The following is a 25,866-nucleotide window of genomic DNA, read 5'->3' on the forward strand; positions in this document are numbered from 1 at the left end:
GTTCCGCCGGCTGGTCGCACCCGTCGCTCCATGGGTGTTCATCGCCCCGGCGGTGGCCTTCGCACGCTGCCCGGCCTGGTCGACGCCGACCTGAAGGGCTGGGAGACCGTCTACGCCGGTGTGATCACCGCCGTCACCCCAGGCGCCGGCATCCTTGTGGCACCGTTCGCGCGTTCGCTCGCCGCCCGGCACCGTGTCGCCGTCGGCGCCATGGGGCTGGCCGCCATCGCCCTCGGACTGCTGATCGCCGCGCTCGCCGCGGCGCAGGCCCAGCCGGTGGTCGCCCTGATCGCGTCGATGGTGCTCGGCGCGGGCTACGGCCTGTGCGTCGCCTACGGCCTCACCGAGGTCGCCGCCCTCGCGCCGGCTCACCGGCTGGCGCGGTTGACCTCCTACTTCTGGACGCTGGCGTACCTGGGCTTCCTCTCCCCCTACGTGATCACCCTGTTCACCGGGGTCTTCGCACCGCCCACGATCCTCGTCGGCGCCGCCGTGCTCGCCATGACCACACTCGTGGCCATCGCCTACCGCGGTAACCGCAAGGCACCCGCGCACTGACCCGACCTCGCCGTGCCCGATGCCCAGCCGGCCGCGGCCGGGACCGGCCACGCGCCAAGCGGTCCCGGTGCGGAACTTCCCCACGCTTCCCCTGAGCACGGTGCGGTCGTCCCACCGCTTCCGGCCCCGCGGGGATTCGGGCAGCGGTGGCCGGACGAACTCCCCCTCGCCATCCGACAGTTCATGGCGGCTTAGCGCCCGACCGTGATCCACCACCCGAGATCATGCGAAGGCAACTCCTAAGGGGCGTCCACCGCCGCGGCGAACCGCAGCCGGGTGATCAGCGGACGGTCCCCGCGCAGCAGGGGCACCGCCGCGGCCCGCGGCGCGAAGAAGCCGAGCAGGCCCCGGCCCGCAGGCAGCGGCACATCGGTCACCTCGGTCACAGCCGGGTGAGCGGTGCGCAGCTGCGCGCGCTGAGCCGCGTCCATTCCCCACGGCATCGGCGGCAGACGATGACCGCCCGGCCCCCGCACCCCGTCACGGGAACGGGCACTGAAGCGACGGGACACGCTGTCGAACACCATCGCGCCGCCCGGGAACGCCGCCGCGCACGCACCGATCAGACCGTGGGCCTGGGCCGGCTGGAGATACATCAACAGACCCTGAGCGGTGACCAGCACCCCCCGGGAGGCGTCGATGCCCGCCATCCAGCTGGGCTCCCGGGCATCGCAGGCCACAAGCCGCTGGCGCGGACCGAGCGGCAGCAGCCGGCCGCGCAGCGCCAGCGGCTCGGAAAGATCGACCGTGACCCACCGGACCCGGCCGTTGTCCACGCGCCAGAACTGCGTCTCCAGACCCTCCCCGAGCGCAATCACGGTGCCCTCGGGGTGGTGGGAGAGAAAGTCCCGCACCACGCCGTCGAAGGCCAGGGCGCGCAGCGCGATCGCCTGGGCCGCCCACGGCCGGACGGCACCGAGCCGTTCCCGGAACGGGAAGTCCACCTCGGCGACCAGCTGAACCGCGCGGGGATCGCTCAGCACCCGGTCCGCCCGGGTGGCCTCGGCCGCCCGGTGATAGACGGTCCACAGGGCCGTTTCGGGGATTCCCCGGAGGTCTGCCGTGATACGGCCGGACCCCGGCTGCTGGCGCACGTCCTCGATCATGTGGTGTTGATACCGGGGGACCGGCCGCACACGGGAGTGATCGGCGTGTCGGTCACCCGGGGGAGTGCAAAGTCGTACCGGTGGTCAGCCGGATGGTCGGCTCGTCCCCGCCGCGAGGTACGCGGCCGCCGAACGCACCACCGGATCCTCGCCGCACCCGAGCGCCTCCGCGGCCCGCAGCACCTCCGCCAGGACCCGCAGGTCCCGCGCCTGGACACAGAGCACCAACAAAGGAGCGACCTCGCAGGCCCGGGCGGCCCCCGGCGCCGCCGTCGTCGCCGCGGCCCACCGCAGGATGTCGGCGGGCGCCGCGCACGGGAGCCGGGGACCGGCGACGCCCTCGGGCGCGGCGCCCTGCTCGGCCCGCACCACCGCGGCCAGGGCCGTGGCCAGGGTCGTGTGATAGCAGGTGCCGAAGAGATAGGCCGTGGCCTTGTCGCCGGTGAGCCCGGCCAGAACCCCGGGCCGGTGCACGGGGCTGGGCACCGCGCCGTCCGGCCGCCGGGCGCGGAACAGCGCCGACCAGCCGTCGCGCACCGGCGTGTCCGGCCCGTACCCCAGCGCCGCGGCGCACAGCAGCAGCTCCGCCACCAGATCGAGGCTGCCGCGGGCGAGGTGGACGGCCAGCAGGACGCGTACCGTCTCGCGCAGCCGCGCCAGCTCCGCCGGATCGAGCAGCGGACGACGGGCACCGAAGTCCGTGACATAGAACAGGACATGGGTCCACGCATAGATCTCGCTCCCGGTCAGATGCAGCACATCCGGGCGCAGCGCGGGCAGACTCGCCCGATAGAGCGTGGCCACGTCGGGCAGCACGGCCGGGGCCCGAAATCCGCCACGGTCGAGGAAGTAGCGCAGCTCGATCCGGCCGAGCAGCGGCTTGTACGGCTGGGCATGACCGCCGGCGCCGGATGCCAGCAGCCCTTCGCCCAACGCCCGCAGCGCGGGCTGCGGGCGGCCGAGCAGCTCCAACAGGGCAAGAAGATTCAGGTGGTACGGGAAGAGCTCGTCGGCGCGGCGCAGACCACGGACGAAGTCCGCGCCGGCCACCGCCCGTTCGGCGAGATCGAGGGCACCCGACGACAGCGGCGCGTCCGCGGACAGCCGGCCCGATCGGTCCAGCAGCCGCACCAGGCCCAGCAGTTCCAGCAGCGGGCCGGGCGGGAACGGGCGCCGCGGCAGGAACTCCTCCCACCGGGCGGCGGCGAACCACTCCAGATGAGCGCCCAGCCAACCCAGCGCCCCGGACAATACCCCCGCCGCGGCAGCCGACTCCGCCACAGCCGACTCCGCCACAGCCCCTTCCGGCGGCCGCGCCCCGCCCGGCCGCACGTGCGCGGGCAACGGCTCCCAGGAGACCGGCGGACCACCCGCCGCGCTCACCGCCCGCTCCGCACCCGCAGCAGCGCCAGCGCCACCGCCAGAATCCCGCCCAGCGCCGCCAGATCCACCCACCACACCAGCAGCCCGCCACCCCCGAGCAGACACTGCCGGGCCAGATCCACCGCATACGTCATCGGATTGAGATGCATGACCAGGGCCAACCAGCCCGGAACGTCCCGCATGCTGAAGACCGAACCGGACAGGAACAGCATCGGGAACATGGCCAGTTGGACGGTGGCCTGCAGCGTCTGGACCCGCGTGATGACGGTGGCCAGGCAGAGCCCGACCACACTGAACACGGTCGCCGCCAGCGCGAAGCAGCCGACCGCCGCCGCAAACCGGGACACCGTCAGATCCACCCCCATCAAGGGCGAGAAGGCCAGCATCAGCACACTCTGCACGGTCACCATGCCGGCCCCCGCCGCCACCTTCCCCAACGGCAGGCAGATCCGCGGCACCGGGGCGACGAGCAGCTCCCGCAACACCCCGTACTCCCGGTCCCAGGCATACGTCTGACCGGAGGCGACACCGATGGAGACGACCTGGATGGCGATGATGCCCGGGAAGACATAGGCGCTGAACGACACCGACCCGACGGAAGGGATCATGCCGTCGAAGCCGACCGCGTAGACCAGCACGAAGAACACGATCTGCACGCCCTGACTCACCAGCACACCCGGCCGCTTGACCTGCCGGAGCAGATCGCGGTGGGCGATCACCGACACGGCGCGCAGCGCCACGGACAGCCGCCCCTCAGGCGCGGCCGGCGCGCCGGTCACCGCCGTCACGGCGCCCTCACCTCCTCCGGCACCGGCCCCCACCGGCCGGACGGCCCGTCCTGCCCGGCAGCGGCCAGATAGACGTCGTTCATGGACGGATGACGGACGGACACCGTCAGGCCCGGCACATCCAGGGCCCGCACCACCTCCGCGATCCGGGACTCCGGCTCCGCGCAGTGCACACTGACCCCGTCCGGGCCCAGCAGCGGCTCGAACCCCACCTCCCGCAGCCGACGGGCGGCGGCCTCGTCGTCCCCGCACGACACCACGATCCGGGACGAGTCCAGACCGCTCTTGAGCCGGTCGGCACTGCCCTGCCGGACCACCCGGCCCCGCCGCAGAATGACGATGTCGTCGGCGTACTCCGCCTCGTCCATGTAATGCGTCGAATACAGCACCGTGACCCCCAACTCGTCCCGAAGCCGCAGCAGATCGGCCCACACCGCACCGCGCACGGCCGGATCCAGGCCGTTGGTGGGCTCGTCGAGCACGAGCAGACCGGGACGGTGCAGAAGAGCCCGGGCGATCTCCACCCGGCGCGACAGCCCCCCGGACAGCTCCTCGACCGGATCCCGGCGGCGGCCGGTCAGACCGAGCAGATCCAGCATCACATCGATACGGGCACGGGCATCCGCGCGCCGCATGCCGAACAACCGGGCGTGGAACCACAGATTGCGCTCCACCGACAGCTCCTTGTCCAACGTACGCTCCTGAAAGACCAGCCCCAGCTGCCTACGGGCCGCCATCGGCGCCGCCCGGACGTCGTGCCCGAAGATCCGAACGCTGCCGCCGTCCGGCCGCGCCGCCGTCGACAACACCCTGAGCAGACTCGACTTCCCCGCACCATTGGGCCCCAGCAACGCCGTGACCCGCCCCGGAGCCGAACGGAGCGACACCTCCCGCACAGCGGTCAGCCCGCCGTACCGCACCACCAGACCCGTCACCTCGAACGCCGGCGTGACCGACCCGGCAGCGCCCTCCGCCGGCCCGCCGGTCACGCGAGCCCCAGACAACGGTCCCAGGGCAGCGGACCGGCCCCCACCGGCAGCAGCGCCAGGGCGACGCCCGCGGCACCCTCCAACATGCCCGCGACATTCACCGCCCGGTGCGCCACCGGCGACTTCGCGGCCGCCGGGAAACGCATCAGATGCCGGAACACGAACGGCGCCGCATCATCCGCACACCCCAGCACCCTGGCCGTCAACCGCTCGCACCCGACACGCAGTTCACCGTCACCGGAATCCGCCGCCACCCTCGCCAGCACACACAGCAGCCCCGCATACCCATGGCACACGGTCGGCCCCTCGATCGCCCACCGCCCCTCGTCCCGGCGCAGCGCGGCACGCAGCGCATCGACCGCGGCGGCCCGCCAGCGCGGCCGCCCCAGCACACCCCCCGCACGGTGCAGCGCGGCGGCCACCCCCGGCGTGCCGTAACACCACGCGGTACGCGTGAACACGGCATCCGGGCGCCGCTCCGCCAACTCCGCGTCCCAGCCCACCCGGGCGGGCCAGTAAGGGCCCGCCCCGTCCCGCAGCGTCCACCCCAGCAGCCACTCGGCGATGCGCTCGACGGCCCCCGTCGTCCCCATCACCTCACGGCCCGCCTCCAACGCCGAACACAGCACCGCCAGCAGCCCACTGACCCCGTGCGCCATCCCGAGATTGAAATCACCGCGCGGGTACTCCGACCGGTCCCGGTCACTGATCTGCAGCTCACCGGGCACCCACCAGCCCGGAACCCGACGGCCGCCGACACCGACCGGCTCGCAGAGCGCGACAAGATGACGCAACGACGCAGCGAGCGCCGACTCCACCACCGGACTGCTCTCCGCCGGATCCGCCGCCGAGTCCAGCAGCAGCCGGGCCGTCCCGGACACCCCGTTGATCAGGTCGTACGCGGCCCAGTCGACACCGACGCCACCCGCCCGCACCCGGGCACGGAACGCCCGCAGCCGCTCCGCCTGGTCCTCGGCCACCCAGGTCGCCAGCCCGCGCCGCAGGGACCCGTAGTGCCCCGCACCCCCAGCACACGTCTGCGCCGCGGCCAGCAGCGCGGCCGGACCCGAGAACAGCCCCCGGCTCGGCGCCGACGACAACAGCCGCCCGGCCGCCGCCAGATGACGATGGGCGACCGGCCGCCACGTCCCGTCCGCCCGAGCCAGCTCACCGAACAGCAGAGCAGTCCCCGGGAGCCCGTTGGCGAGCGTCAACGGGCCCCACATCACCGCGTCGTAAACGGGATCGCGGTTGTCCTCGCGGGAGGCCACGGCCGCCGTGCGCCCGGGATCCGCGAGCCGCTCGGCAACCAGCGCGACGGCCCGGTCGGCCGACGTCGGAGTGGTGCTCACGACTGATGCCTCCGTCGGTTGAGGTGATCCTGAACGGCACCGCGGGCGATACCCAGCACGGCCGCCTCCCGGGCGCCCGAGCCACCGAACAGCCGGTTGCACACCATGTGCAGCAGACTGCCGACCACCCGCCCCTCGGGGGTCACCCCCGACTTCCGCACCTGCGCGGCGAGCTGCCGCACCGCCGCATCGCGCGGCCCCAGCGCAGCCAGGACGGCAGCCCCCGCCGGCTCCTGGCACAGACCGGGCCAGCCGCCGAACGGGTCGACCGTGCGGCGCCAGCGCGCGGCCTCGGCACGGAACGCCGCCGGCAGATCGCGACGCGAACCCGTCATCGACAGCCAGGCCGCGGCCCCGTCCCCGTCACAGCGATCCACCACCCCGGCACCGCCCGCCACCGGCGGCCCGAAGGCGTGCGCCAGCGCCGCACAGGAGATGACGGCCAAGTCGTCGACGCCATAGCCGTTGCCGGGATCCTTGGCCAGCCGCAGCAGCGCCAGCGCGGCCTCGCTGTCGTACCGGAAGACCCGCTCGGCCGCACCCTGCGCGGCCGGCCCGCCGTAGCGCTCGGTCTCCGGGTCGTACTGCGCCACACCATGGCCCCGCAGCAGCCCCGCCTCCTGCCACCGCGCCAGCAGCGCACCGGCCTCCGGCGCCAGCGTGCCCCACAGCACACGCGGATCCGCGCCGTGCAGCCGCAGCCGCACATGATGACCGCCCTCGTCCGTATAGCGGATGAAGAACCAGCAGTCCGCACCCAACTCACCCGCCAGGGCCACGAGTTCGGGAACATGATCACGCAACAGATCGTCCTGGGCGCGCGCCGCACCGTGCAGCTTGAGATAGAGCCAGTTGCCGCCCAGACCGTGGACGGTGCGCCCGGCCGACCGCCGGCCACCGTACGGGCGCCGCCGCGGCACCCCGTCCGCCCGGCGCACCAGCGGGACGACCAGCTCGGAAACCGCCCCGGCCAACACCCCGGCCGGCCAGCCCTCGTACTCGCCCGGCACCTCCTGCGCGATCAGGTCCCCATGACGCACCACCTGGTCGAGGAGCAACTCGCGGTGCCAGACGTCCTCGAGATCGAGCAGCAGCCGCTGGTCGGCGGTGACCGCGAGCACCCGCCGCGGCACCCCCCAGGCCGCCCGCCACTCCGCCACCACCCGCGCCCACTCGGCCACCCGCCCCCCGCCGACCACCGCACGCAGCCGCCCGGCCGCCGCCCGGATCGCATCCGTCCGCCACGACGCGCAGGCCAGCACGAACCGGCCGTACCGCACCCGCGGAACGAAGGGCGCGTCCGCCAGCGACCCCCAGTTCCACGGCTCCCACAGGCGCTGCCCCTCAAGGCCGATCTCCCACAGCAGCCGCACCGCGTTCGGGGCCTGGGCGGGGGCACTGACCATGTTGCCCAGCACGGGCACCAGTTCGCGGCCCGAGGGCAGATGCACCACGGTCAGCCGGTCCAACGTCGCACCGACACCGATGTCGCACAGCCGCAGCTCCTCGACACCCGGAGCATCCGGCACCCCCACGCTGATCCGACGACCGGTGGCCGGAACCGTGTGGGCGAGGTTGGCGGCCCGCCCGGAACGGGGCCGGAAAGCGAGATCGACCGGCAGAGCCCCCTCGATGTGCACCGGATTGTCGCGGTGCAGCGCGACGAACGCGCCCCGCCGGCCCGGGTCCTGGTCGGCGAACCGGGCGAACGTCGCACCCGCCCGGTGCGAACCCGGCGACGGCGACAGGAAGACGCGGAACTCCCCACCGGTCAACGCATCCGCCGAGGGCGCCACGACCTGCACCGTCACCTCGCAGCAAGCGGGCAGATCCGCCGGGTCCGCGACATCGTGGCAGAGCTCGGCCACGTCGGAGTCCCGCAGCACGACCTCCCGCTCCCCGGCCCGCTGCGCCGCCGCCACCAGCCGAGCCATCGCACGATCCCGCCCCGCGGTGCGCGGATCGTCGGGCGGCACCGCCACCGCCTCGCCGTTCGGCCAGCCGTACCCGGCCGGGGCACCCAGCCCCTGCGAGGCGTCGAGCAGCGCGAGCACGGGCACGAGCCGGTCGGCGCCGTACACGTCGAGGAAACGCCGGTGGTAGTCACGCAGCGCGAACAGCCCCAGCTTGGGCCGCGAGAGCCGCCACATCACACCCGTGGCCTCCTCGACCACCTCGCGCACCGCATACGGCAGACGGAGCGCGGTGTCCAGGCGGGTATCGATGTGCAGAGGCGTGTCGTCGGGCTCCAGGGACCGGGCGGTCTCCAGGAGCCGGCGCAACGGAGCGCGCCCCTCACCGGCCGGCCGGTCGTCGTACACCCGCCGCTCGCGGTCGAGGACCAACAGGGTGTCACGGATCCGCCGGGTCTCCTCGCCGGGCCCGGCCACCCGGGTGAGCAGACCCAGGACATGTCGCAGCGGGTCACCGCCGTCCAGCGGCGGCCGCAGACCCGTGATCAGCACCTCCTGCCGGACCAGCTCCGCGAGCAGGGCACGGATCCGGCCCACCGGCGCCGTGGGGAACGCCGCGGCGGTCCGGCGGACCAACTCCTCGTACGGCAGCGGCACGGCCGCCTCCCGCACCGCCCGCGCCACAACAGGCGTCCTGCGCACGGACACCGAGGAGCGCCCCGTACCGCCTTCCCCGGGGGCGACGCCCTGCGTGGAGGGCGAGACGAGCACCAGCCGGTCCCCGGCGGAGAGCAGCGCCTGGTGGGCCTGCACCGTGAGCGAGGCGAGCACCGCCGGATCGCGCTCGAGGCGGTGGCCCACCCTGGTGAGCCACTGCATGTCGACATGCGTACGGGTGCGGTGCACGCCGCTGCGCTCCACCTTGGCGGTGGTGTCGAACCCGCCCGCCGCCACGCCCGCGAACAGCCCGAACGGGGTGGGCCTGGTCCGCATCCGGATGTCGTAGCGGAGCACGGCGAGGGCCGCACGGCGCAGCTGACCTGCCTTGATCCCCGCGGCGCCGCGCTCGGCGACCCGGTCGACCAGGGCACTGAGGCTGGGGGAGGCGAGATCGAGCGCCTCGCTCAGGGCGGGATCGGCGGCGGCCGAGGCGAGCAGCCCGACACAGGCATCGGCGTCCTGGGGACCGGCCCCGGGCACCGGCAGACCGGGCGCACCCGGCGACAACGGCGCACGCAGCAGGAAGACGTCCCGCGCCACGAACGGCGCCCGCGATGTCCGTGCTTCCCCCATGGCTCCCCCTTCTCCCTGCCCGGCGCGGTACGGGAACTCGCCGCCGGGGCCGGGCGGTGTCCGCCCGGCCCCGGCGGCCGGTGACATCAGCAGCAGTGGCTGCAGCCGGAGCCGCCGCCGTCGCTGGTGCACCCGGGGGTGCAGTAGGAGATGCTGGTGACGGCCGGGCCGGCGACGGACTTCTCGACGCCGATCTCCAGGTCGAGGTCGAACAGGCCGTCGTCCGGTGTCTGGGTGGGTCCGTTGATTCCCATCGTGTCCTCCGTTGAAATCGCATGGACGGTCATGGATCGCGATCCGTGCTTCACGCAACCACGCTCATTCGCGGCTCTTCAACCGATCCGGCCGGTCTTGGCAGTTCTGGCAGTTCCGCGGCAGATGAGCCCGGGCGCGGCAGTTGTGCGGAGCGTGGCCCACGCGGCGGAGCTCGGTTCGGACACCAGATCAATGCGGTGAATCCGTGAACCGATCCCGGATTCCTGGATACGTACCTGGTGTGTGTTCGGACGAAGCTCTGCTGACCGCCGTCGCCCGCGGCGACCAGACAGCCCTGCGGGCCCTCTACGAGCGGCATGCCGCCGCCATGCTCCGCCTCATCCGCAGACTCACCTCCGACCAGGGGGTCGCGGAGGAGGTCCTCCAGGAGACATGGCTGGCCGTGTGGCGCTCGGCGGACGGCTTCCGCGGCGAATCCTCCGTGCGGGGATGGCTGCTGGGCGTGGCCAGGCGCCAGGCCCACAACCAGTTACGGAAGTCGCGGCCGCAGCTGGCGGACCTCGCCGAGGCACACGACGTGCCGGACCCGGCGCCCAGCGTCGAGGACCAGATCCTGCGGGACGCCGACCGCACCGCGCTGTTGACAGCGGTGCGGGCGCTTCCCGAACATCTGCGCGAGGTGCTCGCGCTGGTGCTGGTGGAGGACCTGGCCTACCCGGAAGTGGCCACCGTGCTCGCCATCCCGGTGGGCACCGTCAAGAGCCGGATGTCCCATGCGCGACGGCGGCTGGGCAAGATGCTCGCCGCCACGCGGCTGGAAGGATCGGGACGACGATGACACACCACCTCGCGGACGACGCCCTGGCACGCCTGTCCCACCCCGGCGCGGTCCCCACGCAGCAGCAGCGCCACCTCGACGACTGCCCCGACTGCCGCACCCGGATGGCAGTCTGGCAGGGCATCGGCGAAGCGGCGCGAACGGACGCCGTGGAACAGACCGTCGCCGTCCCGTCGTTCGACGTCCTCATGGGACCCGCGCTCGCGCCCACCGACCGGACCGCTCCCGCCCCGCAGGCCGTCGCCCCGCCGCGGCCCGCCCCCACTCCCACCCGCGGCTTCGCCGAGCCCTGGCGGCTGGCCGGACTGCTCGCGCTGCGCCAGGCCCGGCTGCTGCCCCGGATCTGGGCACCCCTCAGCGCGTTCGGCATCGTCGGCGCCGCCGCGCTGGCCTCCACCTTCACCCAGGAACGCCTCGCACTGCGGGTGTTCGGCGGCGCGGTGGTGCTGCTGATGCTCATCGGCGCACTGCTGGTCGCCTCGCCTCGCCGGGACCCCAGGCGCGAGCTGCTGTTCACCCTGCCGGTGCCGCCCGCGGCGGTGTTCCTGGCCCGGCTGACCGTGGTCCTCAGCCTCGACGTGGCACTGGCACTGGCCTCCTCGGCGCTGGTCGACGGACCCGGATGGCGGACCGTGGTCGCCAGCTGGCTCGGCCAGTCGTTGCTGGCCGCATCCCTCGCCCTCGCCCTGTCCGTGCGGTTCGCGCCGGCGGTGGGCGCTACCGCGGGCGGCGCACTCTGGACCCTCGGACTGCTCGGCGGCCCCCAGGGCATGTTCACCACCCCCCTCCAGAGCCTGCTCACCGCGCTGCTGTCGACCACCCCCTGGACCCTCGTACTGACCCTCGCCCTGCTGGCGTGGGCCGCCACGGCCATGCGGACGCCGGGCGGAGCCTCGCCCGCCGATTAGCCGCCGCCGCGCGACATGCCGCGCCCCCGCCCCCGCCCCCACCGGCCCTCCCCCCTACGGGGGGAGGGCCGGTGGGGGCGGGGGCGGGTGTGTGGGTGGGGTGGGGGAGGCGCAAAGCGCCCCAAATCGGCCCGCCTCCCGCCGTTCCGGATCCCTGTGAACCGCCTCCGGCGAGGACGCTACGTACTCTCCGTACCGCCCGCATCCCGCGGGAATCACCTGGGAGGAACCGCGCAATGACCACGGCGACTTGGTGGGCCCACGAGGTCCGCCGCTGCGGACGGCAGGCCTATGTCCTGCCGGTCCTGGCGGCGCTCCTGGCATACGGCGCGATGGCCGCGCGCACCGGCGACGGCATGCTGCTCGGTCGCGCCCTGGTCACCAGCGCCCTCCCCACCGCCACGGCCCTGTCCTGTGCGGCCGTGGTCGCCCGGGAGCCGATGACCGAACTCCACCTGTCGCTGCCCACCGCCTACGCGCGCACCGTCGCCCGCCGCCTGGCCTGGCCCGCCGCCGTGAGCGCGGCCGCTGCCGTCGCCATGACCGGCGCCCTGGCGGCCACCGGCCACCGCCTGGACCCGGCCACCACCCTCGCCGAACTGGCCGGGCTGACCGCACTCCTCGGCGGCTGCGCGGTCTGGGCGACGGTGCGGTCCGGTTCGGCGGCGACCGCCACCGGACTGGTCGTCGCCACGGTGCTGGCCAAACTCCTGCTGATCGACCGGGTGGTTGCGGAAGGAGCCGCACAGGCGGTGCCCGCCCTGCTGGCCGGCGGCTGGCTGACCGCGCTGGCCCTGCGCGCACTCCGGCCCGGCGGCCACTACGGTGCCCGCCTCGGCCACGGCGGCAGCGGCTTCGGACCCGGGGAGGCATGATGACCACCCTGATCTGGACCCTGCGCTACGAAGCGCTGATGGCCGCCCGCAGCAAGGCCGTCTGGGCCGCCGTCCTCCCGCTGGCCCTGCTCGGCCTGCTGCTCGCCGCCACCTCACCCGTCGTCACCGGACAGAGCGACCCGGCGGCCCGGTGCGGCGCCGCCGCGGTCCTCGTCAACACCCTCTGCACCCTGGGCGTCGGCCTCGCGCTCACCGACCGGCTGCGCCGCACCGTCGAAGCGCGCGGCATGCCCGAGCTGCTCACCGCCACCCCCACCGGACAACTGCCCCGCACGACCGGGGCCCTGCTCGGGCCCCTGCTGACCGCGCTGGCGCCGGTCGTCGCCCTGTTCCTCCTCTACGGCGCGGTGATCTCGGCGACCGCGGGATCGGCCGCGCCACTGGCATCAGCGGCCGTGGCCCTGGCGGTGGCCGTACTCCCCGCCGCGCTTCTGGTCACCGCGTTCGCCGGGCTCCTCGGGGTGCTGATGCCGGTCGCCGCGGCGCGCGCCGTCACCACCGCGGTCTGGCTGTGGGCCCTGCACTTCCCGCCCCGCTTCTCCCCGCTGCCCACCGCCACCGGCACGGTCCTCTCCCCGCTCGGCGGCTATCCGCTGGTCGCCTGGGCGCACGCCCCCGAGGTATGGGCCCGCAGGCAGGGCACCGGCCCGCTGCGCCCCGCCGTCACCGACGCCACCGCCCTGCTGAACCTCGCCCTCGTCCTGGCCACGGCCGCGGCCTGCTACGGCCTCGGCCACCTCGTCGCCCGCCTACGCCGACACGGAGCATCATGAACATCACCACTGAGCGACTGACGAAGGTCCACCCCGGCGGCCGGCGCGCGCTGGACGCCGTCGACCTGCACATCGAACGCGGCACCGTCGGACTCCTCGGTGCCAACGGCGCGGGGAAGACCACCTTGCTGCGCATTCTCACCGGCGTCCTGCGGCCCACCTCCGGACGCGTGACCGTCGCCGGTCACGACCTCGCCACCACCCACGGACTCACCGCCGTCAAACGCACCCTCGGCTACCTCCCGCAGGAGCTCTCCCTCTACCCCGACCTGACGGCCCGTGAGTTCCTCGACTACATCGGCGTCCTCAAAGGCATCCGCGACAAGCGCACCCGCCGCACCCAGGTCGAAGCCAAGATCGCGGAGGTCGGCCTGGAAGACCGCGCGGGGGAGCGGCTGGCCGGATTCTCCGGCGGCATGAAGCGCCGCGTGGGCATCGCTCAGGCACTGATGGGCGACCCGTCCGTCCTGATCGTCGACGAGCCGACCACCGGGCTCGACCCGCACGAACGCATGCGCTTCCGTGCCCTGCTGGCAGGGCTCGGCGGCGGCCGCACCGTGCTGCTGTCCACCCACATCCTCGACGACGTCGCCCAGACCTGTCCCGAGGTGGCCGTCCTCACCGGTGGCCGGCTGGTCTTCCACGACACCACCGCCGGGCTGATCAGTCAGGCCGCCGGATGCACCTACGTCCTCACGGCGGCCGGGCCGCCACCCGGCGCGGAGGTGGTGAGCGCCGTGACCACCTCGGCGGGGCCCGAGTACCGCATCGTCACCACCGACCCGCCCGCCGGGGCGCGCCCGGTCGAGCCGTCGCTCGAAGACGGCTACGCCGCGCTTCTGTGCGCCGACGGGCGGTCCCACACCACCGGCCGCGCAGATTCTTCACATACGGACCGCGCGAACGCTCCGCACCGCGCGAACGCTCCGCACCGCGCGGCCGGTTCACCCGATGCACCGACCACGGACAGCGAGGCAGCCCACTCATGAACACATCCCCCCGGCACGCCGGAGCCCGATACGCCCGGCACCCCCGGTTCGCCGCCGTCTTGGCCCTGTCAGGGCTGGTCCTGCTGGGCCTGACCGCCTGCGGGGGCGGCGGCCGCAGCGGGCCGCACACCACCGACCCCGTACCCCTCCCCAGCCCGACCGCCGCCCGGCAGAAGATGAGCGAGAAGAACCTCGGCTACACCTGGCCGCTCAAGGTCGACCACGGAACTGCCGAATGCAGAAGGGACAACCAGGCGGTCTTCACCGCCCCCGACGGCACCACCTACGCTCTCAACGACCGTGCCCGTCATGCCGGATACCGCGCCATCGACGCGCTGCGCGCCTCCGGGGACGACGGCGACAAAGTGAGCCTCGGCTCCCTGCTCAGCAAGACCCTCAAGCTCTGCCGCGCCGCTCACTGACCCGAGCAGCCCGGCCCGCGCACCACCGAAGGAACACCGCACGAACGCACCACACGGGGGGCAACACCATGCAGCAGCATCAGTACGCCTCATCTGCCACCGGGCTCCATCTGCTGGCCCAGTGCAGCCTGCGGGCACAATTCGAATCGCACCACTCCCCGCTCAGCGGCCTCCGCCCAGGACTGGATCGCGTCGACTTCGTCGAGGACGCCGACCTGACCACTCCCGGCAGCGCCCTGGACCTTCCGGTCCTGATGCCGGTCACCAGCGAATTCCAGGCCGAGGCACTGCGCGCCGTACGGATCCGGCATCCGCTTGCGCTGCTCGTCGCCGTCACCAACGACGTCTCGGGCCACCAGACCTACTACGCCATCCGCTCCGGCGCGAACTTCGTCCTCAACCTCGCCATTCCCGGGGACCGGCAGCTCGACATGCTCTACGCGCAGTGCCGGGCGCACCGCGTGGCGAGCTCGGTCGACGGCTCCGCCACCTGGCTGCGCCCCCTACCGGCCGGCGACCCCGGAGCGCACTACGGCCACACCGGCCGGGAATCCCGCGGAGCCCCGGGCGGCACCCCGCAGGGCCTGAACCTCCCGGGCCCCGCCCTGGCCGAATCCGCCACCAGGGCGCGGACGGAGCTCGATACGCCGCCCGCCGCAGCGGCGCGCCGTGCCGCCCCCGATCCGGCCGCCGTGCCCGAACAGCGCTCCCGTCCGCCGCAGGGCCCGCCGGCGGCGCACCGTACGCCACCACCCCAACTCCCGGACAGCGAACGGGAACTGCTGCAGGTGCTCTGCACCTCGGCGACCGTGAACGAGATCGCACGACGCCATTACTGTTCCGAGCGGTCGATGTACCGCCGCATCCGACGTCTCTACGACGGCCTTGGCGTCGCCGGCCGTGCCGAACTGCTCATGCTGGCCGCCGGGTGGGGCCTGGCGCCTCCCGTGCCGGCCCGCGCCTGCTGACCCGCGGTGCGAGGCACTTGGGCCGCCCGGCCGTCCGGGCGGCCCAGGTGGCGTTCGCCACCGGGGCCACCGGCCGGGCTCGCCGAATCCGGCATCGCCGAATCCCGCATTGCCGAGTCCCGCATAAGCGAATCCCGCATCGGCGAGTCCCGCGTCAGCGAATCCCCGCGTCCGCGGACTCCAGCAGCCGGAAGAACCCGGCCTCCACATCACCGTCGAGGGCCAGCCCCGCCAAGGGTCCCTCGAAGCGGGTCCGCCCGGCCACCAGCACCTGTACCCGGTCGCAGACCTGGGCGACCTCCGCCAGCTGATGGCTGGCGATGAGCACCGCTACGCCCTCCCCGGCCAGCGAGCGGATGATCCCGCGCATCTCGCGGATACCCACCGGGTCCAGGCCGTTGGTGGGCTCGTCCAGCACGATCAGGCGGGGCTTGGCCAGCAGCGCCACCGCGATCCCCAGCCGCCAGCGCATCCCCAGGGAGTATGCCCCGACCTTCCGACTCCGGGCCTCGGTCATCTTCACCAGACGCAGCGCCGGTTCGATCCATTCCTGCGGTACGCCCCGCAGCTTGGCGTGCACCTTCAGTGTCTCGTCGGCCGTGAGGGTCGGCCACAGGCCCGGGACTTCGATCAGCGCGCCGACGTCGGCCAGCGACTCCCGCCCCACCGGCCGGTCGAAGATCTCGATGCTGCCCGAGGTCGGCCGCTGCAGGCCCAGCAGCGCCTTCATCAGGGTCGTCTTGCCGGCGCCGTTCGGGCCGAGGAGACCGTAGACCTCGCCGACCTGGACCGTCAGATCCACGCCGTCCAGGGCGCGATGCGTGCCGTAGTGCTTGTGCAGATCACGGATCGTGAGGGCCGTCGGCATCGGGTCCGTCGGCAGCCCGGAGAAGCCCGGTGTCATCGCGGTCAGTCGGGTAGCCGGGGCATGTTGCCATGCCCCGGCCCCCTCAGAACCGGACGTGCGGCTGTTCACCGCATCCGGCTCAAGCGGGCCCCTTGGGCTGCGATCAGCGTTCATACTTGCTCGACCTTCCTGTGATCTCCAGCGTGATGCTGGCGGTGGCATTCAGCGTGTACGAGGCGAAGATTGGTCCCATCGTCCGATCCGCCATTCGGCCTGTACACGAAGTGATGCTTGTGAAGCAGCTTCATGGATGCCGAGAACCAGGTTGCCCATTCACGGGGACTGTCAGGTTCGTACTCGGCACCAGAGATCAGTGGCTGTTTGCACAGAGCACAAACCCCTTTTTGGCGGGCTGCCAGCGTGACCGACATTCTGTCCGATACGGCTGCCAGTTTTTTACGTGCGCGGGTCGCCCAGTAGATCTCTAGACTTGGATCGTCTCGGGAGTTAGCCCCCTTGACGGCCACATGCCTTTCAATTCTGGTCCAACGTCTACGGTCATACCTTCCTCCGGCATCTAACTTTTCCCTCAGTTCTGGTTTCCAGACAGTTCTTCTTCACAGGCCTACCTGATCCGCGTGGGCTCCCTTTCGGGCCGGGCACAAGTCCCGTATCCGGCGGGTTATGCAGCGGTACTCCGCTGCTTTCCCCCGGCTTTCGCCCTGCCGGCATTCGCTTCTCGGATCATCCTGTCCCGCTGGAGAGTTGGGCCTTCGTTGCCTCCGGCTTACCGGGCGTCGCCCGGACTCCAACGGGGTTTCCACGTTCCACTCCTCTGAGATACGGATGGGGTGGGCGCCCTCTTAATCCCGGGGCCTGCGGTGTCCGCTCCCCTCCTGACCAACTGAGGGGGTCGCATCGCGCTCTTCCGCGCCAGGCCCTATGACCGCCGATTACGTCGCCATCTGCGCGGCGTGGAGATAACGGGACGTCATCAAGGGTTCACTCGCGTTCGCCCGTCCATCCTTCCCCTTCACCTGTGGCTGTCCGATGGCCTGGACCGCTCTTGGGCTTTCCCGCTCGGCTTCACACCCCGCCGTTGCCAGCGACGCATGCGAGCGTGGGGACGGGCCTGGACACTGGCCCGGGACGATCTGTTCACTCCAACTCCTCACAGATCGCCCGCTCTTCGGGAGCGACTTCGTGTCGCACTGGTCAGATCTCCTTACGGCTCATGTGCAGGCTGCCGATGATCAGCAGGACCACCGTCAGAACGGCGGCGAGGCCGATGGCCAGGGGAATGGCCGACGGATCGGTGACCGGGCTGTCCTTCGGCAGCGGTACGCCGTTGGGCCCGATCCCGGCCAGTGGCAGCACCACCCGCATCGGCCAGGCGAACGGCACCGCGTACCAGAAGACCTTGTCCGAGACCAGCGCCCCGCACAGCAGCCCGGCGACACCCACCCCGATGCTGGGCCCCATGCCCCACATCACCGCGACCAGCACCGCCAGGGCGGTCATGGACAGGCCCACCAGCCACGGCAGATAGACGGCGGCGGCGATCGTGCCCATCGCGCCGGGGAAGCCCCCGCTGAGCATCGCGCCGAGGGACAGCATCACCAGCAGCACCGTGGACGAGAGGAGGCCCAGCACGCCGAGTGCGGCCACCTTTCCGACGAAGTAGCGTCCGCGCGGCACGCCGTACGAGAGCAGCAGCCGCCAGGCGTCCTGATCGGCGCGCACCGACAACGCCGCGGCCAGGCCCGCCGTCATCGGCACCAGCACGCCCCAGAACTCCAGCGTCACGTTCCGGAACACCTCGAACGTCTGGCCCGCCTTGGCCTCGGAGGAGCCGAGCGCCCCCAGGAAGAGCGGGACGGTGATGATGACGGGCGCGAGGAGGTGGTACCAGGGCACGAAGCCCCGGCGGTTGCGGGCGAGCTCGGTGCCCAGCACCGTGGCGAGCGAGGGGTTGTCGCGCCTGCCCACGGGGGGCGGAGCGATCGTGTCGTGTGTCATGCGTTCTCCCACAGGTGGCATCCGGTGACGCCCTGTACGTAGCGCCGGCCGGTGACGCGGTTCACCGTGCGGTGGATGCGATGTCCCGGGCGCACGGGCCCCGGGAAGGCGAAGTGGCCCGCCCCGGCAAGGCGGGGCGGGCCACTCGGGTGACGCGAGCGGGGGCGGTGTTCAGATCTCCTCGCCGGAGAGCAGTGGCTCGAACCGTTCGTAGGACGCGTAGTCCCGGAAGTGACGGGTGTAGAGATCGGCGTCCCCGCTCAGATCGGTGTCCTCGGCCTCCTTGACGTCGACGATCGTCCGCAGCCGCCAGGTGACGGTCTCGCCCCGGTCGTTGCGGTACGCCGTCTCGGCCGCCCGGGCCCGCTGTACGACCCGCTCGCGCGCGGACTTCTCGTCCGGCGCGTGCACCAGCAGGAACGTCTCCTGGAACAGGGGCGGCCGGCCGGCCGCGTCGGAGTGTGCTTCCATCAGCACAATCGCCACATGGGGGATGGTCGTGCCGGTCATGGCGGACTCCTTGCCCGGTCGGTGTCGGCCCGTGTCGTCGCGGTCGGTTGCTGCGGCCGGCGGGCTCGGGATCAATCGTTCCCCGGGGGCCCGCCGCCTTCTCACCTGTCGCTCACTTGTCGAACCGGCGGTCGTTCAGCAGTTTCCATGCCTTGACGTCGTCCCGGTCCCCCTTCAGCTTGCCGTCGTAGATCTGGCCGAGCGAGCGGGACAGCCGGTCGGTGGGGAATTCCCTGCGGATGGAGCCCTTCTTGCAGCGGGAAATGAACTTCGCGGCGATCTCGCCGAGGTTGTCGGCGGCGCGGCAGCTCGGCGCGGCAGCCGCCGTCGTGACCCGGGCGCCGGCGGCCGCCGGGGCGGCCGCGGAGGTGGCGGGTGCCACCAGCCCGCCCAGGGCGAGGGTCAGGGCTCCGGCGATGAGGGCACGGCACAGCGTCTTCATGGTCTTCCTCCCACAGCGTGATTGCGGCACACGCGCCGGACCGCCCGAGTCACGGGGGAGGCCCGGCGGCCCGGCACTGGCAAGGACCCTTGCACTCCGTACGGCCGGATAGCCGTGCTGGCAGGGAGGTTGGCAGTCGGGTGGCAGGCCGCCGCCACCGCCGTGCGCGGGCGGCCGACCGAGCGGCCGCTTCGGCGGCGCGGGGCCCGCCCCGTTCACTTCAGGCGCTGGATACGGCGGGCCACCCGGGCATGTTCGCGCAACTTCTCCTCCAGTGCGGGCAGTTGCGGCTCGCCCTGATCGACCAGGACGCGTCCGGCGACGATCGTGGTCCAGGCGCGGGAGGGTCCGCAGCGCAGCCAGGCCTCCACCGGGTCGGTGAACGATCCGGCGAGTGCCACCTCGTGGGTGTCCCAGACGACGAGGTCGCCGCAGGCGCCGGGCCGCAGATGGCCGAGCTCGTCCGCGCGACCCAGGCAGCGGGCCGAGCCGCGGGTCGCCATGTCCAGGGCGTCGCGGGCGTTCATCGCCGCGGGGCCGCCGCGGTAACGGGCGAGCAGCAGGGCGCCGCGGGTCTCCATCCACAGAGAGGCGTGGTCGGTCGAGGCGGAGCCGTCGCAGCCGATCCCCACCGGCATACCGAGTTCGCGCATCTCGCGGACGGCGGCGGTGCCGCCGCCGATCAGCATGTTGGAGCTGGGGCAGTGCGCCACGCCCACGCCGGCCGCGGCGAGCCGGGCGCGCTCGGGCCCGTCCGGACGGATGCAGTGGGCGACCCAGGTGCGGTCGCTCATCCAGCCGACGGACGCGAAGTACTCGACGGGACGGCAGCCGTGTGTCTCCTGGCAGAAGGTGTCCTCGTCCCCGTCCTCGGCGAGGTGGGTGTGCAGCCGTACGTCGAGCCGTTCGGCCAGTTCCGCGGTCTCCACCATCAGTTCCCTGGTCACCGAGAAAGGCGAGCAGGGTGCCAGCGCGACGCGGATCAGCGCCCCGGGGGAGGGGTCGTGATAGGCCGTCACCACGCGTTCGCTGTCGGCGAGTACCTCGTCGTCGGTCTGGGTGACGCAGCGGGGTGGCAGTCCGCCGTCCTCGACGGAGCGGGTCATGGAGCCGCGGGTCGCGTGAAAGCGGAACCCGATCTCCTGCGCCGTCCGGATCTGGGCGTCGACCAGGCGCGGGCGCGGATGGACGTAGAGGTGGTCCGCCGAGGTCGTACAGCCGCCCATCAGCAGTTCGGCGATGCCGATGTAGGTGGAGAGGTGGACGGCCTCCGCGTCGAGCGCGGACCACAGGGGGTAGAGGGCGGTGAGCCAGTCGAAGAGGGTGCCGTTGACCGCGGGGCCGAACGAGCGGGTGAGGTTCTGGTAGATGTGGTGGTGGGTGTTGACCAGGCCGGGTGTGACGAGGCGTCCGGCGGCGGACACCGTCCGTGCCGCGCTCGGGGGCGCGGTGTCCGGGCCGCCGACGGCGGCGACACGGCCGTCGCGGAGCGCGATCCAGCCCCCGGGTATCTCGGTGGCGCCGTCGACGACGAGCAGTTGGCAGTCTCTGACGAGCAGGTCGTGGTCGTCACTGGGCATACGCATGCGGGACTCTCCCGGGATCGGTGTGCCGCGGTGTGGCACAAGGACTGCAACGAGCGCGCAGTTGCCCTGTACCGGTGCCGTGCGCCGACCCCGGATCGTCACCGCCCACCGGCGACGGGCGGACGGGCGTTCCCCTCCTGGTCCTTCGTCGTCTGCCCGCTCGGCGCCCCGCCATCCCGCCGCCGGCGGCCGGATATCTTGATCATCCCGGGTGCGGAGTCCGGAACGCGACGGCCGAAGGAGAGGCGTGGATATGGCAGTTGAGGAGATAGTGATCGTCGGAGCCGGAGTGGTGGGGGCCTCGGTGGCCTATCACCTGACCGCGCTGGGGCACGAGCGGGTCACCGTCCTGGACGCCCGCGACCGGGGGGCGCTGCCCGGCTCCACGGGGCTGGCGCCCGGCTTCGTCGGGCAGTTGAGTGCGACGGAGGAGCTGGCCGTACTGGCCAAGGACAGCGTCGCCACCTACCGGGAGCTGTCCGACCCGGCGGGCCGGCCGGTCTTCCGTCAGGTGGGCTGTCTGGAGGTGGCCACCACCGAGGAGCGCCTGGCCCGGGCCCACGAGGACGTCGCGCACGGCCGCGGGCTGGGCATCGGGGCCGAAGTGCTCGACGGGGCCGCGGTCACCGCGCTGGCGCCGGCGCTGGTCGACGGCGAACGGGCGCTCGGCGGACTGCACATCCCTTCCGACGGGGCGGCCGAACCGGCCGCGCTGGCCGAGGCGTTGGTGGCCGCCGCGGAGCGGGCCGGCGCCCGCTTCCGCTGGCGGACCCCGGTACGGGCCCTGGAGCGCGAGCGGGGCCGCGTCGTCGGCGTACGCACCGGGGCGGACGGCGACGGACTGCTCCGGGCCGGCCGCGTCGTCCTCGCCACCGGCATCTGGGGCCCGGTCCTGGCCGCCGCGGCCGGGGTACGGCTCCCGATGGTCGACGTCCACCACCCTTATCTCTTCACCGAGGAACTCCCCGGGCTCGACGACACCCCCATCGACGCGCCGATCGTGCGCTACCCCGACCACGCCGTCTACACCCGCCGCCACGGCCGCCGCTACGGGGTCGGCAGCTATGCGCACCCCCCCGCTCCCGCTGGAGCCGACCGCGGGCCTGCGTGGGGCCGAACACCCTTTCCGGGAATCCGACTTCGGGTCCGCCGTCGCCGAGGCCATGGCGCTCGTCCCCGCCTTCCGGCAGGCACCCCTGGGGCGCCGCCTCAACGGCGTCTTCGCCCTCACGCCCGACGAGCTCCCCCTCGTCGGCCCCGCGCCCGGCGCCCCGGGCCTCTGGTGCGCCGAGGCGAGCTGGCTCACCCACGCCGGCGGCGTCGGCCGTCACCTGGCCCATCTCCTGCTGGACGCCGGCCGACCCCTGGTGGACCCGGACCGGCTGACGCCGGGCCGCTTCGGCCGGTGGAGCGACCGGAAGGTCCGCGAGCGTGCGCTGGGGCACTACCGGGGCATCTACGACGCCCACTGAGCGGGCGGTAGGGCCGCCCGGGGAGGGCGCGGCGCGGGAGAGCCGGGCGGCAGGGAGCCGAGGAACTCCGCCAGCGCCGCGTTGAATTCCGAGGGCTGCTCCAGATTCGGCAGATGCGCCGCCCGGGCGATGACCCTGAGCGTCGAGTGGGGCACCCGGTCCGCGATCAGCTCGGCATCCCGGACGGGCGTGAACGCGTCCTCCTCGCCCACGACGACCAGCGTCGGCACGGTGATGTGCGGCAGCAGGTCGGTGTAGTCGCGGCGCTCGGCGCGGCCGCGGAGCGCCGCGGCGGCGGCCGCGGGGGAGGTGCCCGTCATCATCTCCAGTACGTGGCGGGCGACATCGGGCCGGGCCTCGACGGTCCGCGGCGAGACCATCGTGGTCAGCACCTCGTGCGCGTAGCCGGACATGCCCTCGCGCAGCAGCCGGTCCGCCGTGGCACGGCGGACGGCTCTGCCCTCCTCGGTGTCCGCGCCCGCGAAGGTGTCGGCGAGCAGCATGCCCCGGATGCGGGCCGCGAAGAGCCGGTGGAACTCCATCGCGATCTGTCCGCCCATGGACAGCCCGCCGAGCACGAAGTGTTCGACGCCGAGGCGGTCGAGCAGTGTGACGACGTCCCGGACGAAGGTCTCCAGGGTGGTCTTCTCCGTCACGGGTGCCGCCGCGGCGTGATGCTCGCCGTAGCCGCGGAGATCCGGGACGATCACCCGCCATCCGGCCCGGCGGAAGTGGTCGGTCTGCGGCCGCCACATCGAGCGGTCGAACGGATGTCCGTGAATGAGGACAAGCGCCTCGCCGGCGCCCTCGTCGTCGTATCCGATGCTGGTCATCGCGTATTCCCCCATCTGCTGCCGGTGGTGGCCGACTTGACGCCTCGATGCTATAGAGGGCAATGTCTCGGTGCAATGAAAACAATGTGCTCGGTGCAATGCTGGAAGTGCGCCGTACGGAGAGGACGGTCCGGTGGGCGACTTCCGCGCGATCGCCGATGAGCTCGCGGCCGACATCGCGTCGGGGCGGCTGCGCCCGGGGGACCGGCTGCCGCCGCTGCGCCGGTACGCCCGCCGGCGCGGCATCGCGGGTTCGACCGCGGCGCGCGTCTACCGGGAGCTGACCCGGCGCGGTCTGACGGTGGGTGAGGTCGGACGCGGAACCTTCGTACGGACCGCGCTGCCGGCCGCCGAACCGGCGCTGGCCGAACCGGGCGAGGCGCGGATCGACCTGGAGCTGAACTTCCCGGTGCTGCCCGGGCAGCCCGCCGCACTCGCCGCCGGCCTCCAACACCTGCTGCGCGCCGATGCGTTGACCCATGCCCTGCGGCCGGCCGGCGCGGCGGGCACCGCCCCCGCCCGCCACGCCGCCGCCACCCACCTGGCACGGGCCGGGTGGACGCCGGACCCGGGGCAGCTGCTCTTCGCGGGCAACGGCCGGCAGGCCATCGCCGCGGCCGTCGCCGCCCTGGTCCCGGCCGGCGAACGCCTGGGGGTCGAGGCACTGACGTACCCGGTGGTGAAGGGCATCGCCGCCCGCCTCGGCGTCACCCTCGTGCCGCTGGCGATGGACGAACACGGCCTCGTCCCCGGGGCGATCGACGATGCGCCGCCGCTGCGGGCCGTCTACCTCCAGCCCGCGCTGCACAACCCCCTCGGCATCACCATGCCGGACGAGCGCCGCGAGCGGATCGCCGCAACCCTGCGCCGGCACGACCTCTTCGCGATCGAGGACGCCATCTACGGCTTTCTCCGCCATGACCTGCGGCCCTTCGCGGACCTCGCCCCCGAGCGCACCGTGGTCGCCGACAGCCTGTCCAAGCGCCTCGCCCCCGGCCTGACCGTGGGTTTCCTGGTAGCCCCCGCGGGCCGCACACAGGAGTTCGCCGCGGCGCTGCGCTCGGGCGCCTGGACGGCCCCGGGCTTCGCGCTCGACGCGGCGACGCGTTGGATGGCCGACGGCACCGCCGCCGCCATCGAGGCGGACAAGCGCCGCGACGCCGCGGCCCGCCGGCAGCTCGCGGCGGCACACCTCGCCCCGTACACCGTCCGGTCCGATCCGCACGCCTACCACCTGTGGTGGGAGCTCCCCGACCCCTGGCGGGCCGACACCTTCGTCGCGGCCGCCGCTCGCCGCGGCATCGCCGTGACCCCCGCGGGCGCCTTCACGATCGGCCGGGGCCACGCCCCCAACGCCGTACGCCTGGCCCTGGCCTCCCCGCCCCTCGACGCCCTGGCCGACGCGCTGGGGGTCCTGACCGCACTGGCCCACGGCACACCGGAGGACGCGGGCGCGGAATAGGAGCGCGCGGACCGGCCGCACGGGCGGGCGGCGGTGCGCGGGGCGGCCGGGTGCGGGCGGGCGCCGGGGTGGAGGTCAGCCGGCGGGCGGCCGGTGGCCGTGGACGTACAGCCCCGGCAGGTTGACCACGACGGCCTCCTGGGTGCTGCGGGCGATCACCACGACGGCCTCCTCGTCCGGACTCGGGTTCTCCTCGCGGTGCGGGACGTACGGCGGGACGAAGACGTAGTCGCCGGGCGACGTGCGGAGCCGGACCTCCTCGGGGGTGCCGCCCGAGTCGTCGAGGAAGACGAACTCCGGGTGCCCCTTGACGACATGGATCGCCGTTTCGGAGGCGCCGTGGTGATGGTCGGCGGAGGCGGTGCCCGGCGCGACATGGGTCTGCCCCATCCAGATGCGCTCCGAGCCGACGGTGCGCCCGCTGATCGCGGAGAAGCGCCGCATCCCGCCGGTCTGGGCGGTGTCGCCGTCGAGTGCGCCGGCCCGGATGTGGTGCAGCCGGGCGCGCAGCGGCAGGGAGCTCTCGGTGTCCCGCGGGCCGTCGTCCGGGAGGTCGGGGTGGAACGCGTCGTGCGACGTCATGGGAATCGGTGATCCTCCTCGTCGGGCCGGTCAGGGGGTGCCGGGTCCATTGTCCGTCCCGCCCGCCGCAAGACCGTGCCGCCCCTGCCAGAACTTCAGCGGCACCAGCGTCGCCCAGAGCCACATCGCCACCGCGGGCGAGACGAAGGCGACCGGCACCGACACCCCGAAGACCAGGACGGTGGTGCCCAGGTCGACGGTGAGGCTCCGGCCGAACCGGTCGTCGACCGGCCGCGCCCGGAGGTGCGCGCGGCGCCACACGGTGTGGAAGAGCGCGAGGTGCAGCACGTCGATGACGGCGATGGCGCCCGCGTACACCGCGACCGCGACCGGGTGCCCGGAGTATTCGGAGAGCAGGGCGGTCGGGAACGGCAGCAGCGCGATCGCGCCGAGGCCCAGCAGCGTCAGCCGCTCCAGCAGGGGGTCCAGCTGCCGTACGTGCCGGAAGATCTGGCGGTGGTCGCGCCAGAACGCCGCGAGGATGGTGAAGCTCAACGCGTAGGCGGCGAGCTTGGGCCACAGCTGCCGCGCGGCGTCCTCGAAGGCCCGGTCGTTCAGCGCCTCGGGCACCGAGACGTCCAGCACCAGCAGCGTCATGGCGATCGCGAAGATGCCGTCGGAGAGGGCGATCAGCCGGTCCGGGCGCCCGGTCCCGGCCGTCCCGTCCCCTCCTTCGCCCCCTCCGGTCGCCGCCACGCGGCCACGGTACGGAGCCGGCACG

Annotated in this window: 26 protein-coding genes; 10 read left to right on the forward strand and 16 right to left on the reverse strand. The window is 73.2% G+C overall.

All coding sequences use genetic code 11. The features are described 5' to 3' along the window. Positions 1–30: 30 nt before the first annotated feature. A complete protein-coding gene (locus tag ACGFML_RS30480; protein WP_393548846.1) occupies positions 31–558 on the forward strand; it encodes a hypothetical protein in 528 nt (175 codons plus the stop codon). Between the two features lie 239 nt (positions 559–797). Here ACGFML_RS30480 and ACGFML_RS30485 read toward each other — a convergent pair whose 3' ends face one another. From ACGFML_RS30485 to ACGFML_RS30515, 7 genes are all read right to left on the reverse strand, one after another. Beyond that, positions 798–1,664: a class I SAM-dependent methyltransferase gene (locus tag ACGFML_RS30485; RefSeq protein ID WP_393548847.1), complete on the reverse strand. Its 867-nt coding sequence runs from the start codon at positions 1,662–1,664 to the stop codon at positions 798–800. An 84-nt stretch (positions 1,665–1,748) separates the two neighbouring features. Further along, positions 1,749–2,945, reverse strand: a complete 1,197-nt coding sequence (locus tag ACGFML_RS30490) for a DUF6895 family protein (protein WP_393548848.1) — start codon at positions 2,943–2,945, stop codon at positions 1,749–1,751. 98 nt (positions 2,946–3,043) lie between these two features. Continuing rightward, the gene (locus tag ACGFML_RS30495; RefSeq protein ID WP_393548849.1) at positions 3,044–3,835 is read right to left on the reverse strand and encodes an ABC transporter permease; all 792 of its coding nucleotides are present in this window, start codon (positions 3,833–3,835) and stop codon (positions 3,044–3,046) included. Then, the gene (locus tag ACGFML_RS30500; protein WP_393548850.1) at positions 3,832–4,824 is read right to left on the reverse strand and encodes an ABC transporter ATP-binding protein; all 993 of its coding nucleotides are present in this window, start codon (positions 4,822–4,824) and stop codon (positions 3,832–3,834) included. The genes ACGFML_RS30495 and ACGFML_RS30500 overlap by 4 nt, the downstream gene beginning before the upstream one ends. After that, complete coding sequence (locus ACGFML_RS30505) at positions 4,821–6,176, reverse strand: lanthionine synthetase C family protein (protein WP_393548851.1); 1,356 nt, start codon at positions 6,174–6,176, stop codon at positions 4,821–4,823. The genes ACGFML_RS30500 and ACGFML_RS30505 overlap by 4 nt, the downstream gene beginning before the upstream one ends. Further along, positions 6,173–9,382, reverse strand: a complete 3,210-nt coding sequence (locus tag ACGFML_RS30510) for a lantibiotic dehydratase (RefSeq protein ID WP_393548852.1) — start codon at positions 9,380–9,382, stop codon at positions 6,173–6,175. The genes ACGFML_RS30505 and ACGFML_RS30510 overlap by 4 nt, the downstream gene beginning before the upstream one ends. Before the next feature lie 86 nt (positions 9,383–9,468). Then, on the reverse strand, positions 9,469–9,636 hold the full coding sequence (locus ACGFML_RS30515) for a gallidermin/nisin family lantibiotic (RefSeq protein ID WP_393548853.1): 168 nt from the start codon (positions 9,634–9,636) through the stop codon (positions 9,469–9,471). 242 nt (positions 9,637–9,878) lie between these two features. Between ACGFML_RS30515 and ACGFML_RS30520 the strand changes: the two genes are divergently transcribed. The 7 genes from ACGFML_RS30520 to ACGFML_RS30550 all read left to right on the forward strand — a co-directional run bounded on the left by ACGFML_RS30520 (position 9,879) and on the right by ACGFML_RS30550 (position 15,392). Further along, positions 9,879–10,436: an RNA polymerase sigma factor gene (locus tag ACGFML_RS30520; protein ID WP_393548854.1), complete on the forward strand. Its 558-nt coding sequence runs from the start codon at positions 9,879–9,881 to the stop codon at positions 10,434–10,436. Next, positions 10,433–11,344, forward strand: a complete 912-nt coding sequence (locus tag ACGFML_RS30525; protein ID WP_393548855.1) for a hypothetical protein — start codon at positions 10,433–10,435, stop codon at positions 11,342–11,344. The genes ACGFML_RS30520 and ACGFML_RS30525 overlap by 4 nt, the downstream gene beginning before the upstream one ends. Positions 11,345–11,580: 236 nt before the next feature. Further along, positions 11,581–12,219 carry a hypothetical protein gene (locus ACGFML_RS30530; protein ID WP_393548856.1) on the forward strand — a complete coding sequence of 213 codons (639 nt, stop codon included), beginning with the start codon at positions 11,581–11,583 and terminating at the stop codon, positions 12,217–12,219. Continuing rightward, positions 12,216–13,013: a hypothetical protein gene (locus ACGFML_RS30535; protein WP_393548857.1), complete on the forward strand. Its 798-nt coding sequence runs from the start codon at positions 12,216–12,218 to the stop codon at positions 13,011–13,013. The genes ACGFML_RS30530 and ACGFML_RS30535 overlap by 4 nt, the downstream gene beginning before the upstream one ends. Further along, complete coding sequence (locus ACGFML_RS30540; RefSeq protein ID WP_393548858.1) at positions 13,010–14,002, forward strand: ABC transporter ATP-binding protein; 993 nt, start codon at positions 13,010–13,012, stop codon at positions 14,000–14,002. Before ACGFML_RS30535 ends, ACGFML_RS30540 begins: the two co-directional genes overlap by 4 nt. Then, on the forward strand, positions 13,999–14,424 hold the full coding sequence (locus tag ACGFML_RS30545) for a DUF2511 domain-containing protein (RefSeq protein ID WP_393548859.1): 426 nt from the start codon (positions 13,999–14,001) through the stop codon (positions 14,422–14,424). The genes ACGFML_RS30540 and ACGFML_RS30545 overlap by 4 nt, the downstream gene beginning before the upstream one ends. Before the next feature lie 68 nt (positions 14,425–14,492). After that, a complete protein-coding gene (locus ACGFML_RS30550; RefSeq protein WP_393548860.1) occupies positions 14,493–15,392 on the forward strand; it encodes a hypothetical protein in 900 nt (299 codons plus the stop codon). A gap of 154 nt (positions 15,393–15,546) precedes the next feature. Here the strand turns inward: ACGFML_RS30550 and ACGFML_RS30555 are convergent, their stop codons facing one another. The 6 genes from ACGFML_RS30555 to ACGFML_RS30580 form a co-directional block, all read right to left on the reverse strand. Continuing rightward, positions 15,547–16,296 (reverse strand): ABC transporter ATP-binding protein, encoded by a 750-nt coding sequence (locus ACGFML_RS30555; RefSeq protein ID WP_393548861.1) that lies wholly within the window; start codon positions 16,294–16,296, stop codon positions 15,547–15,549. Between the two features lie 113 nt (positions 16,297–16,409). Next, the gene (locus tag ACGFML_RS30560; protein ID WP_393548996.1) at positions 16,410–16,670 is read right to left on the reverse strand and encodes an HNH endonuclease; all 261 of its coding nucleotides are present in this window, start codon (positions 16,668–16,670) and stop codon (positions 16,410–16,412) included. Between the two features lie 784 nt (positions 16,671–17,454). Continuing rightward, positions 17,455–18,258, reverse strand: coding sequence for an ABC transporter permease (locus ACGFML_RS30565; RefSeq protein ID WP_393548862.1), 804 nt, complete (start codon positions 18,256–18,258; stop codon positions 17,455–17,457). 171 nt (positions 18,259–18,429) lie between these two features. Continuing rightward, complete coding sequence (locus ACGFML_RS30570; RefSeq protein WP_393548863.1) at positions 18,430–18,768, reverse strand: DUF4288 domain-containing protein; 339 nt, start codon at positions 18,766–18,768, stop codon at positions 18,430–18,432. 112 nt (positions 18,769–18,880) lie between these two features. Beyond that, a complete protein-coding gene (locus ACGFML_RS30575; RefSeq protein ID WP_393548864.1) occupies positions 18,881–19,210 on the reverse strand; it encodes a hypothetical protein in 330 nt (109 codons plus the stop codon). 215 nt (positions 19,211–19,425) lie between these two features. Continuing rightward, positions 19,426–20,796: an 8-oxoguanine deaminase gene (locus tag ACGFML_RS30580; RefSeq protein ID WP_393548865.1), complete on the reverse strand. Its 1,371-nt coding sequence runs from the start codon at positions 20,794–20,796 to the stop codon at positions 19,426–19,428. Between the two features lie 253 nt (positions 20,797–21,049). Between ACGFML_RS30580 and ACGFML_RS30585 the strand changes: the two genes are divergently transcribed. Beyond that, a complete protein-coding gene (locus ACGFML_RS30585; protein ID WP_393548997.1) occupies positions 21,050–22,279 on the forward strand; it encodes an NAD(P)/FAD-dependent oxidoreductase in 1,230 nt (409 codons plus the stop codon). On the opposite strand, the gene ACGFML_RS30590 is transcribed toward ACGFML_RS30585, so the two are convergent. Beyond that, a complete protein-coding gene (locus ACGFML_RS30590) occupies positions 22,253–23,101 on the reverse strand; it encodes an alpha/beta fold hydrolase (protein WP_393548866.1) in 849 nt (282 codons plus the stop codon). The two genes, ACGFML_RS30585 and ACGFML_RS30590, sit on opposite strands and share 27 nt — an antisense overlap. A 133-nt stretch (positions 23,102–23,234) precedes the next feature. On the opposite strand from ACGFML_RS30590, the gene ACGFML_RS30595 reads away from it, so the two are divergent. Next, complete coding sequence (locus ACGFML_RS30595) at positions 23,235–24,563, forward strand: PLP-dependent aminotransferase family protein (RefSeq protein WP_393548867.1); 1,329 nt, start codon at positions 23,235–23,237, stop codon at positions 24,561–24,563. A 75-nt stretch (positions 24,564–24,638) separates the two neighbouring features. On the opposite strand, the gene ACGFML_RS30600 is transcribed toward ACGFML_RS30595, so the two are convergent. Together ACGFML_RS30600 and ACGFML_RS30605 are read right to left on the reverse strand one after the other, a co-directional pair. Next, positions 24,639–25,145, reverse strand: a complete 507-nt coding sequence (locus tag ACGFML_RS30600) for a cupin domain-containing protein (protein ID WP_393548868.1) — start codon at positions 25,143–25,145, stop codon at positions 24,639–24,641. A 30-nt stretch (positions 25,146–25,175) separates the two neighbouring features. Next, a complete protein-coding gene (locus ACGFML_RS30605) occupies positions 25,176–25,841 on the reverse strand; it encodes a TMEM175 family protein (protein ID WP_393548869.1) in 666 nt (221 codons plus the stop codon). Positions 25,842–25,866 lie beyond the last annotated feature (25 nt).

The sequence above is a fragment of the Streptomyces sp. NPDC048650 genome, assembly GCF_043199095.1.
Lineage (GTDB): Bacteria > Actinomycetota > Actinomycetes > Streptomycetales > Streptomycetaceae > Streptomyces.

Bases quoted from the DNA above. Each gene is read 5' to 3' on its own strand.
- ACGFML_RS30480 (WP_393548846.1), top strand. From the start codon at position 31: ATGGGTGTTCATCGCCCCGGCGGTGGCCTTCGCACGCTGCCCGGCCTG.
- ACGFML_RS30485 (WP_393548847.1), bottom strand. From the start codon at position 1,664: ATGATCGAGGACGTGCGCCAGCAGCCGGGGTCCGGCCGTATCACGGCA.
- ACGFML_RS30510 (WP_393548852.1), bottom strand. From the start codon at position 9,382: ATGGGGGAAGCACGGACATCGCGGGCGCCGTTCGTGGCGCGGGACGTC.
- ACGFML_RS30515 (WP_393548853.1), bottom strand. From the start codon at position 9,636: ATGGGAATCAACGGACCCACCCAGACACCGGACGACGGCCTGTTCGAC.
- ACGFML_RS30525 (WP_393548855.1), top strand. From the start codon at position 10,433: ATGACACACCACCTCGCGGACGACGCCCTGGCACGCCTGTCCCACCCC.
- ACGFML_RS30530 (WP_393548856.1), top strand. From the start codon at position 11,581: ATGACCACGGCGACTTGGTGGGCCCACGAGGTCCGCCGCTGCGGACGG.
- ACGFML_RS30535 (WP_393548857.1), top strand. From the start codon at position 12,216: ATGATGACCACCCTGATCTGGACCCTGCGCTACGAAGCGCTGATGGCC.
- ACGFML_RS30540 (WP_393548858.1), top strand. From the start codon at position 13,010: ATGAACATCACCACTGAGCGACTGACGAAGGTCCACCCCGGCGGCCGG.
- ACGFML_RS30545 (WP_393548859.1), top strand. From the start codon at position 13,999: ATGAACACATCCCCCCGGCACGCCGGAGCCCGATACGCCCGGCACCCC.
- ACGFML_RS30550 (WP_393548860.1), top strand. From the start codon at position 14,493: ATGCAGCAGCATCAGTACGCCTCATCTGCCACCGGGCTCCATCTGCTG.
- ACGFML_RS30555 (WP_393548861.1), bottom strand. From the start codon at position 16,296: ATGACACCGGGCTTCTCCGGGCTGCCGACGGACCCGATGCCGACGGCC.
- ACGFML_RS30560 (WP_393548996.1), bottom strand. From the start codon at position 16,670: ATGTCGGTCACGCTGGCAGCCCGCCAAAAAGGGGTTTGTGCTCTGTGC.
- ACGFML_RS30565 (WP_393548862.1), bottom strand. From the start codon at position 18,258: ATGACACACGACACGATCGCTCCGCCCCCCGTGGGCAGGCGCGACAAC.
- ACGFML_RS30570 (WP_393548863.1), bottom strand. From the start codon at position 18,768: ATGACCGGCACGACCATCCCCCATGTGGCGATTGTGCTGATGGAAGCA.
- ACGFML_RS30575 (WP_393548864.1), bottom strand. From the start codon at position 19,210: ATGAAGACGCTGTGCCGTGCCCTCATCGCCGGAGCCCTGACCCTCGCC.
- ACGFML_RS30580 (WP_393548865.1), bottom strand. From the start codon at position 20,796: ATGCGTATGCCCAGTGACGACCACGACCTGCTCGTCAGAGACTGCCAA.
- ACGFML_RS30585 (WP_393548997.1), top strand. From the start codon at position 21,050: ATGGCAGTTGAGGAGATAGTGATCGTCGGAGCCGGAGTGGTGGGGGCC.
- ACGFML_RS30590 (WP_393548866.1), bottom strand. From the start codon at position 23,101: ATGACCAGCATCGGATACGACGACGAGGGCGCCGGCGAGGCGCTTGTC.
- ACGFML_RS30600 (WP_393548868.1), bottom strand. From the start codon at position 25,145: ATGACGTCGCACGACGCGTTCCACCCCGACCTCCCGGACGACGGCCCG.